Annotated in this window: 1 protein-coding gene; it reads right to left on the bottom strand. The window is 72.0% G+C overall.

From position 1 onward, the window contains the following. The coding region (locus RISW2_RS22645) for an efflux RND transporter permease subunit (RefSeq protein ID WP_051492373.1) at positions 1-2,595 on the bottom strand (2,595 nt) is incomplete at both ends.

Below are 2,595 nucleotides of genomic sequence, written 5' to 3'. Positions count from 1 at the left end.
CGGAGCGGCCGGCCGGGCGCCGCGCCGGTGGCGTCGCCGGCCGCCGGCGGGCCCGCCGTCTCCTCCCAGAGGATCGTCGGGGCGCCGACCCGGCGCGCGGCGCGCATCACCGCCCAGTCCTGGGCCGCGCGGCTTGCCCGGCCGAGGGACAGCGCGCCGAGCGCGCGGCCCGTCCAGTCGGCATAGGTCGCGACCCAGGCGCGGGCCGCGAGCATCGCCGGGGTGAAGATCAGCGTCAGCACCGTCGCGATGCCGAGGCCGAACACCACCGCGGTCGCGAGCTGTTTCCACCAGAGCGCGGTCGGGCTGTCGATCGTGTAGCCTCCGGCGAAGAAGTCGAGGCTGAGGCCGAACATCATCGGCGCAAGACCCGCCATGGTGGTGATCGTGGTCAGGAGGACCGGGCGGATGCGCGCCTCGGCCGTGCGCACGATGGCCTCGGTCCGCGGCATGTAGCGTTCGTATTCCTGGTAGGTGTCGATCAGCACGATGTTGTTGTTCACCACGATCCCGGCGAGCGCGACGATCCCGGTCCCGGTCATGATGATCGAGAAGGTCTGGCCCATGACCAGCATCCCGATCAGCACGCCCGCGGTGGAAAGCACCACCGCGAGCAGCACCAGCACCGCGTTGTAGACCGAATTGAACTGCGCGAGCAGGATCACGAACATGAGCCCGAGCGCCGCGCCGAAGGCCTGGCCGAGGAAGGCCTGGCTTTCGGCCTCGTCCTCCTGGTCGCCGGTCCATTCCCAGGCGACGCCCGGGGGCAGGTCCTGCGCCCCGATCCAGTCGGTGAGGACGCCGATGCGTTCGTTGGGCGTGATCGGCACGGCGCGGAGCTCTCCCGCGGCGAGCCCGCGGGTCAGCTCCCCGGCGGTGAGGCCGGCTCCGGCGTCGAAGAGCGCGTAGGCCCCGTCGGGCCCCGTCACCGCGGCGTCGTCGCCCGGGCCGTCGAGCTTGCGCAGGGTCGCCACGATGGCGTCGGTGCCGTCCACCGCCTTGAAGAGGTCCGGCGTCACGTCGGCCTTGACGTCGAAATGCCGCTTCTGGTCGACGCGGTTGATCTCGGCGAGCTTCTCGACCGGGCGGCGGGTGATGAAGTTCGAGAGCGGCACGAGCCCGTCGGCGGTGCGCACCTTGAGCGTGTCGAGGGTCGAGAACAGCCTGTCCTCCTCGGGCAGGCGCACGCGGATGTCGCGCTCCTCGTCCGAGGTGTCGCCGGGCGAGGCGGTGCCGATCAGGAGCCCGCGGGTCACGAGCTGGACCATGGCGCCCACGGTCGCCACGTTGGCGCCGTAGCGGCCCGCCTTCTCGACATCGACCGCGATCTCCCAGTCGATGCCGGGCAGGGGACGGGTGTCCTCGATCAGCCGCAGGCCCGGCGTCGCCTCGAACTGCGCCCGCGCCGCCGCGGTCACGGTGAGGAGGTCGTCCCAGTCCTCGCCCATGATGCGCAGGTGCACGGGCTTGGCGGAGGCCGGACCCATGGCGAGGTTGAGGATCTCGGTCTCGATGCCCGGGATGCGGGCGAGCGCGGCCGAGAGCTCGGCGATGACCACGTCGCCGTCGAGATCGGGACGGTCGGCGCGTTCCTCCCAGGGGATGGTCTCGAACTGGACCTGGCCGATCGTGTCCTTGGGCGCGGCGGCGCCGCCGGTATTGTTCGAGAGGCCGGATTCGCCCGCGAAGGCGAAGGCCGAGCGCACGCCCGGGTGTTCGAGCACGATCCGTTCCGCGCGGGCGACCAGCGCGTCCTTCTCGGCGAGGCTCAGGTTGCCGCGGGCGCGGACGTAGACGAGCGCGAATTCGGGCTCGCTCTCGACGAAGAACTCCGTCCCGTTCTGGTTCTCGCCGTAGTAGAAGTAGGTCGTGCCGACGAAGACGAAGACCGCGGCGATGGCCACGAGCGGGCCGACCGGGTTCTGCGAGACGAGCGCGATCAGGTGGCCGAAGGGCGAGCGGCGGTAGCCCGAGGCGACGCGCCCGGTGTCGCCGCGCCCGAGGAGCCGCCGGATGCCGGCGCCGGCCGCGCGGCCCATGCGCGCGGGCAGCGCCACCGCGGCGAGGATCAGCGCCACCGCGCCCACGACCGCGACGCCCGCGAGCAGCGCCACGACCAGTCCGCCCGCGAAGACGGCGAGCAGCACCGGCACGACCGAGCCCAGGAGGTTGCCCGTGTCCATGGTGGCGAAGACGCGGCCGATCCCGGCCACGGCCAGCGGCACGCCCATGGCGGCGAGCCCGATCGGCAGCACCGAGGCCGGCAGGAGCAGGAGATGCGCGAGGAGCGGCAGGCGCGCGATCGCCTCGATCCGCTGGCGCAGCCATCGCTCGCCCCGGCCGACGATGCCGCCCACCACGGGCAGATAGACGAGCGCGACGACCAGCGAGGCCGACAGCACGAAGATCAGCGTGACCGGCAGCATGCCCATGAACTCACCCGGCACGCCCGGCCAGAACAGCATGGGCAGGAAGGCGCAGAGCGTGGTGGCGGTCGACGACACGACCGGCCAGAACATGCGCTTGGCCGCGTCGGTATAGGCATGCATCGGGCCCACGCCCTCGGCGATGCGCTTGTCGGCATATTCGACCACG

Source organism: Roseivivax isoporae LMG 25204, from assembly GCF_000521865.1.
Classification (GTDB): Bacteria; Pseudomonadota; Alphaproteobacteria; order Rhodobacterales; family Rhodobacteraceae; genus Roseivivax; species Roseivivax isoporae.
This window is presented reverse-complemented; position numbering and strand designations above follow the sequence as displayed.